Annotated in this window: 7 protein-coding genes; 3 read left to right on the forward strand and 4 right to left on the reverse strand. The window is 68.8% G+C overall.

The window, feature by feature from the left end; translation table 11 throughout:
• On the reverse strand, positions 1-2,033 hold a 2,033-nt coding region (locus AC2VON_RS17295), incomplete at its 3' end, for a glycoside hydrolase family 5 protein (protein WP_486954048.1).
• 293 nt (positions 2,034-2,326) lie between these two features.
• Between AC2VON_RS17295 and AC2VON_RS17300 the strand changes: the two genes are divergently transcribed.
• The 3 genes from AC2VON_RS17300 (at position 2,327) to AC2VON_RS17310 (ending at position 3,776) form a co-directional block, all read left to right on the forward strand.
• Complete coding sequence (locus tag AC2VON_RS17300) at positions 2,327-3,097, forward strand: enoyl-CoA hydratase (RefSeq protein WP_486954049.1); 771 nt, start codon at positions 2,327-2,329, stop codon at positions 3,095-3,097.
• 96 nt (positions 3,098-3,193) lie between these two features.
• The gene (locus AC2VON_RS17305) at positions 3,194-3,475 is read left to right on the forward strand and encodes a type II toxin-antitoxin system RelE/ParE family toxin (RefSeq protein WP_486954050.1); all 282 of its coding nucleotides are present in this window, start codon (positions 3,194-3,196) and stop codon (positions 3,473-3,475) included.
• A 10-nt stretch (positions 3,476-3,485) separates the two neighbouring features.
• Positions 3,486-3,776 (forward strand): HigA family addiction module antitoxin, encoded by a 291-nt coding sequence (locus AC2VON_RS17310; RefSeq protein WP_486954051.1) that lies wholly within the window; start codon positions 3,486-3,488, stop codon positions 3,774-3,776.
• A gap of 116 nt (positions 3,777-3,892) precedes the next feature.
• Here AC2VON_RS17310 and AC2VON_RS17315 read toward each other — a convergent pair whose 3' ends face one another.
• The 3 genes from AC2VON_RS17315 to AC2VON_RS17325 all read right to left on the reverse strand — a co-directional run.
• Positions 3,893-5,092 (reverse strand): dihydrolipoamide acetyltransferase family protein, encoded by a 1,200-nt coding sequence (locus AC2VON_RS17315; protein WP_486954052.1) that lies wholly within the window; start codon positions 5,090-5,092, stop codon positions 3,893-3,895.
• Positions 5,089-6,144, reverse strand: a complete 1,056-nt coding sequence (gene bkdB / locus AC2VON_RS17320; RefSeq protein WP_486954053.1) for a 3-methyl-2-oxobutanoate dehydrogenase subunit beta — start codon at positions 6,142-6,144, stop codon at positions 5,089-5,091. Before bkdB ends, AC2VON_RS17315 begins: the two co-directional genes overlap by 4 nt.
• Positions 6,141-6,613, reverse strand: a 473-nt coding sequence (locus AC2VON_RS17325; RefSeq protein ID WP_486954054.1) for a thiamine pyrophosphate-dependent enzyme, incomplete at its 5' end; no start/stop codon positions are given. The genes bkdB and AC2VON_RS17325, both read right to left, overlap by 4 nt.

Here is a 6,613-nt window from a genome sequence, read left to right on the forward strand (position 1 = left end):
AACGAGTACGAATTCGGGATGCCGGCGATCGCCTGCGGGTACGGCTCGGCCAGTGTCTCCAGGTGCGCGGTGTTGACGTTGTCGCCGGTCGGCGGCAGATGGGGGTTGTACACCAACGACTCCGAGCGCCCTCCACCGGTGATGTCGCCCTGGCTGGTGTAGGCCCATTCCAGCCAGCCCGTCCTAGCCTGGTCGGCGGCCTGCATCGGGTCGCTGGGGGGTATCCCGAACTCGGTCATCAAATCCGGGATATCGTGCGAGTCCGAATACTGCTCGGCGCGGTTGACGAAAAGTTGGCTGGTGAATCCGCACGGGATGTCGATGCCGATTGGGTCGCAGTAGTTGTGGAACGAGAAAACCGTGTGCGGCTGGTCCACCGTGCCCAGGCTGGTGGGAAACAGCCCCTCCTCGGTGATGGTGGTCGGTTCGAACAGCACCGGTGTGGATGGGTCGACGGCCCTGATCGCCGACGCCACCTGGTTGTAGAACGGGGTCAGCTCCTGTGCGCCGAAGTGCGGGCTGCCCAAGATGGTCGGCAGCTCCAGTTTGCCCGCTCCCGGCTCGTTCATAATCTCGAAGCCGGCCACGTCGTCTTTGAGGTCGGGCCGGCTGTCGAAGTAGTTCGCGACGTGTTCCCACATCTGTGCGTAATCGGTTTCCAGCCCAACACCATTCGGTGCTTGGGCATTCGACCAGAACGCATCCCAGGCGTGATTCTCCGCGGGGTCGAGGAGGTAGTTGTCCGACCAGCCGAAGTTGATGTTGGGCGCCCCGCCGGTCTGCACCGCCCACTGCGGCGCCCCTTCGCCCTGGAACGGGCTGGCGTAAGAGTCCTGGTGCATGTCGAGGATGCTGACGATGCCGTATCTGCCCAGCGTCTGCACGGTCTGGGCGATCGAGGCCAGGTAGGCGTCGTTGAAGACACCGGGTTCGGGCTCCACAGCAGCCCACAGGATGCCCACCCGGACGGCGTCGAAACCGTTGGCGGCCAAAAATGCCGCGTCGTTGTTGCCGAATCCGTCGGCGGCCGGCTCGTACGGCGCCACCTTGTACACCTCGTTGAGCCCGTGCAGGATGACGACGCGTCCAGCGCTGTCGGTCAGCCAGGTCCCGGTGGTGCTGATCGGCAGATCGTTCAGCCCATCGGTGCTCACGGCCGGCGCCTGCGCGTCGGCACCCGGCGAGACGCCAGTGACGGTGCCGTAATGGCCGACCGTGCCGTGATCGCCGAGCATGCCGCCGTTGCCACCGGCCCCACCCAGCGCCGGCAACCCGGCCGGAGCGCCGCCCACCCCGCTCTCACCGCCGTCGCCGCCGTTTCCGCCGCTGTCGAACGGCCCGGTGCCGTTACCGCCGTCGCCACCGTTACCGCCGTCAGTGCCTTCACCACCGTCGCCGCCGTTGCCGCCGACGCCGAACAGCCAGCCGTTCCCGTGACCACCGGCACCGCCGTCGCCGCCCACACCACCGAGCACGCCTGCACTGCCCGCACCACCGTCGCCGCCGGCTCCGCCGATCCCCATCAACCAGCCGCCGGCACCGCCGGAGCCACCGGTGACGCCGGCGCCACCGTCACCGCCGGCCCCGCCGTTACCGAAGATTCCGGCCGCACCACCATCGCCGCCGACAACGCCGGCGAAGGTGCTGTTCCAACCCGCGCCGCCGTCGCCGAACAACCACCCGCCGGCACCACCGTCGGGATGCGCCGCCGTCCCGGCCGTACCATTGCCGATCACCTCCGACCCCAACAGCGTGTTGACGAAGCCATCAACCTGCTCACCGAGGTTGCTGTGAATCCAGTCCTCGATGCCGGTGTGCAGCGGGATGTAGACGGACTGCTGCAGCGAAGCGGTCAAATCCGCCGTCGACAACCACGCGGCCGGCGCCGCCACCGCATCCTCCACGGTGTTCGCCGCCGCATGCATTATTGGCGAAAGGAGCTGATCGATCACGTCGTCGACCACGTCGGCGCCCGCCGGCGGCGCAAGGGTCGCCAACCCGAACGCTGAAAACAACCCCACCGCTGTGCCCAAACCAACGACACGACCACGCCCGTGCGCCGCCCGAACCCCACGCGACCGACGAATTACCGTGATGCTGCGGCGATGGGCCACCTGAGAGCTTCCATTCCCTTGCGGTCATGATTTTCTGCGATGCGTGCGCTGACAGAATACGGTGGCGCCAGGCCCGAGGGCGGCAAAATTGCTGCACTGGAACGCACTAACACAAGCCGACCCGCCATCGACGATTTGTCGGAGTCCCAATCCGCTGCGCCGGCTGCCGTGTCAGGAGATGCTGTGGTGATGTGCGGTAGCGGAGAAACCAGATGACCGGCGCCGGTTCCGGTTCCAACCAGGTCCTGTTCAGCGTCGCCGACCGGGTAGCCCTGATCACCGTCAACGATCCCGACCGGCGCAATGCGGTCACCGGCGCGATGTCGGCGCAGCTGCGCGCCGCGGTGCGACGGGCCGAGGCCGACCCGAACGTGCATGCGGTGGTGGTCACCGGCGCCGGCCGGGCTTTCTGCGCCGGCGCCGACCTGTCCGCGCTGGGAGACGCCACCGAGGACGGGCTGTTGCGCCTCTACGACGGTTTCATGGCGGTCGCCGAGTGCAGCCTGCCCACCGTCGCCGCCGTCAACGGCGCGGCGGTCGGCGCCGGGCTGAACCTGGCGCTGGCCGCCGACGTGCGCGTCGCCGGGCCGGCAGCGGTGTTCGACGCCCGGTTCCAGCAGCTGGGGCTGCACCCCGGCGGGGGTGCCAGCTGGATGCTACACCGGGCGGTGGGACCGCAAGTCGCCCGAGCGGCACTGCTGTTCGGGATGCGTTTCGACGCCGAAGCCGCCGTGCGGCACGGGCTGGCGCTGCAGGTCGCCGATGACCCGGTCGCCGCCGCACTGGCGTTGGCCGCCGGACCCGCAGCGGCTCCACGCGACGTCGTGCTGGCGACCAAGGCGACGATGCGGGTCACCGCCAGCCCGGGCTCGATCGACAGCGAGCAGCACGAGTTCGCCAAGCGCACCGAACTGGGGCCGCAGGCGGCGTCGGTGCGGTCACCGGAGTTCGCCAGCCGGCTGGCAGCGGCGCGGCGCGAGTAGGCAGCGGCAGCTCGTTCGGCGAGGTTGCGTCCGACGAGCGCGTCGGTATAGGCGAGGAGCGCCGAGTCGCGCGACGTTACGCGTTACGCTAGCGTGGTGATCCGGTCGTTCGCCGACAAGGGCACCGAGAGGTTGTTCCGCGGCCGCCGGGTCGCGAAATATGGTCCCGAACTCACCTGGCGGGCGCTGGAGAAACTGTTGATGCTCAACGCGGCCAACACCCTCAACGACCTCACGTTGCCACCGGGCAACCGACTCGAACCGCTCGCCGGTGACCGCAAAGGCCAGCACAGCATCCGCATCAATGACCAATACCGCATCTGCTTCACCTGGACACATTCCGGGCCGAGCCAGGTGGAAATCACCGACTACCATTAGGAGCACGCCCGTGAGAGACATCGCGCCCATCCACCCTGGCCGCATCCTCGCCGACCAGTACCTCACCGAACTCGGGCTCTCCCAGCGCAAGCTGGCCGAACTCATCGACGTGCCGCCACGGCGCATCAACCAGATCATCAAAGGCGAGCGCGCCATCACCCCCGACACATCGCTTCGCCTAGGCAAACTATTCGGCCAGTCCGACACGTTCTGGCTGAACTTGCAGCAACACTACGAGGTTGAACTCGCGCGCGAGAATTCCGATCTGACCCGAGTGCAGGTCTGGAAGAACGTCGGATAAGAACCGCTGCCGGGGTGAACGTCAGACCAGCGCCTGCTGACCACATGGCGGGCACTCGGTTTGGCAACCTATGACACCAACCAGAGTCCGCACTGACGATAAGGTCTCATAAGGTCTCACAGGTCCAGCAGCGCGGTATCGGGAGACTCGATCAGGCCCCGGAGTTCGCCGAGAAACCCGGCCACCTGCGCACCGTCGGCGACGCGGTGGTCGAACACACAGGTCAGCGTCATCTGCGGGCGGGCCACCACGGCACCGTCGAGCACCACCGGCCGGGGCTTCAGGGATCCCATCCCGACCATGGCGGCCTCCGGGTAGTTGATCACCGGCACCCCGTCATCGAGGCCGAGGGCACCGAAATTGGAGATGGTGAACGTCGAGCCGGCCAGCTCGGTCGGCTTGAGGACGCCGGCGCGGGCGTCGCGGATCAGCCGGGCCACGCAGCCGGCCAGCTCGCGGGTGGTCCTGCGGTGCGCGTCGACGACCACCGGCACCAGCAGGCCGCGGGGCGCGGCCACCGCGAGGCCCAGGTGCACCGCGTGGTGGGTGCACACCCGCGGGCCGTCCGGCGCGTCCACCCAGGTCGAGTTGAGCACCCGGTGGTGGGTGAGCGCGACGACCAGCAGCCGCAGGGTGAGCACGAACGGGGTGATCGCGGCGTCTGCAGACCCGCCGGCGCCGGTTTTGCCGAGCCGGTCACACAGCAGCAGCAGATTGACGCAGTCGACCTGCACGCTGGCGTGTGCGTCGGGAATCTTGCTGCGCGACAGCGCCATCCGCTCAGCCATCGCCGCCTGCACGGGGCTCACCGGCAGCACGTCGTCACCGGAGCGTTCACCAGCCGAAGCCGCCAGCACGGCTTCGGAGGTGATCACCCCGTCTCGCCCCGCCGGCACTTCGGTCAGGTCGATTCCCAGCTCGGCAGCCAGCTTACGGGCGGCGGGCTTGGCCCTGGGACGTCCGGTAGCGGTCCGGCGGCTGGTGTCGAGCGCGTCGTCGGCTCCGTATCCGACCAGCACGGGCCTGCGGGCACCGGTTTCGCCCCCGGTGTCGATGCGCACCAGCACTGAGCCGACCGCCAGCACGTCGCCCGGCGCGCCGCCGAGTTCGACGATCCGGCCGGCGTACGGGCTGGGGATCTCCACCTCGGCTTTGGCGGTCTCCACCGAACACAGCGTCTGGTTGAGCGCGACATGGTCACCGACGGCGACATTCCAGCCGGTCAGCGTCACCTCTTCCAGACCCTCGCCGAGGTCGGGAACCAGAAACGGCTTCACGAACTCTTTTTCGGCGTCTTTGTCGGTGTCTGGGCTCACGGCAGCTCCAGCGAGTGCCCGACGCAGTCCAGCAGCCGGTCCGGTCCCGGCAGCCACAACCGCTCCAAGCGGGCGGGCGGGTACGGCGTGTCAAACCCGCAGGCCCGCAACACCGGTGCCTCCAGCTCGTAGAACAGCTCCTCCTGGATGCGGGCGGCCAGCTCGGCTCCGTAGCCGAGGGTGCGTGGACCCTCGTGCATGACCACGCACCGCCCGGTCCGGCGGACCGACGCGGCGACGGTGTCGAAGTCCAGCGGCACCAGCGACCGCAGGTCAATCACCTCCAGGCTCCAGCCGTGTTGCTGGGCACCGATTTCCGCTGCAGACAGTGCGGTGTGCACCAGTCCGCCGTAGGTCAGCACGGTGACGTCGGTGCCGGGCCGGCGCACGGCCGCCCGGCCGATCGCCGGTTCCGGGTGGCCGGTGTCGACGACCCCGCGGGCCCAGTAGCGTCGCTTCGGCTCGAGGAACATCACCGGGTCGGGGCAGGAGATCGCATGCCGCAGCAGCCAGTAGGCATCGGCCGGCGTCGACGGAACCACCACCTTCAGGCCGGCGGTGTGCGCCCAGTAGGACTCGGTGGATTCCGAATGATGTTCCGCCGCACCGATCCCGCCGAACGAGGGTATCCGGACGGTGACCGGCATCGCGACCTCGCCACGGGTGCGGGTCCGGTACTTGGCCAGATGGCTGACCACCTGATCGAGTGCGGGGTAGGTGAATCCGTCGAACTGGATCTCCGGCACCGGCACGAAGCCGCGCAACGCCAATCCGACGGCGATGCCGATCACTGCGGACTCGGCCAGCGGAGTGTCGAAACAGCGCTGCTCGCCGAAGATCTCGGCCAGTCCCTCGGTGACCCGGAAGACTCCGCCCTGCACCCCGACGTCGGTGCCGAACACCAGCACCTTCTCGTCGGCGACCATCGCGTCGTGCAGCGCGCGGTTGAGTGCCTGCACCATCGTCAGCTGCTCGGTGGATACGTCCGCCGCGTTCCCGGTCGCCGCGGCGGTGGTGGTCGAACGGGTGGGGGGCTCGGCGATCTGGGTCATCTGCTCGTCTCCGCCTGCCCGGCCAGTTCGGCGTGCAGCGCCCGGCGCTGTTCTCGCAGGGCGGGTGTGATCTCGGCGTAGACGGTGGTGAACAGCTCGTCGGCGTCGACGTCGGCCGCACCGCAGACCGCGTCGCGCAGTTCGGCCCGCAGCCGCCTCGCCCGGGTGCTGAGCTGTTCCTCCTGCCGTTGGGTCCACCGGCCGTTGCGCTGCAGATAGGTCCGGTAGCGCGGGATCGGGTCCAGCGCGGCCCAGCGGTCCACTTCCTGCGGGCTGCGGTATCTGGTCGGATCGTCGGAGGTGGTGTGCGGGCCGAGCCGGTAGGTGACGGCTTCGATCAGGGTCGGGCCGCCGCCACCCCGAGCCCGGTGGGCTGCTTCGGCCATCACCGCGTAGCAGGCCAGCGGATCGTTGCCGTCGACCCGGATGCCGGGCATCCCGTAGCCGATCGCCCGGTGCGCGATCGACG

Source organism: Mycobacterium sp. TH-M82 (assembly GCF_057473605.1).

What these genes read in the sequence shown, in the direction of transcription:
- AC2VON_RS17300 (WP_486954049.1), top strand. Translation starts at nt 2,327, where the DNA reads ATGACCGGCGCCGGTTCCGGTTCCAACCAGGTCCTGTTCAGCGTCGCC.
- bkdB (WP_486954053.1), bottom strand. Translation starts at nt 6,144, where the DNA reads ATGACCCAGATCGCCGAGCCCCCCACCCGTTCGACCACCACCGCCGCG.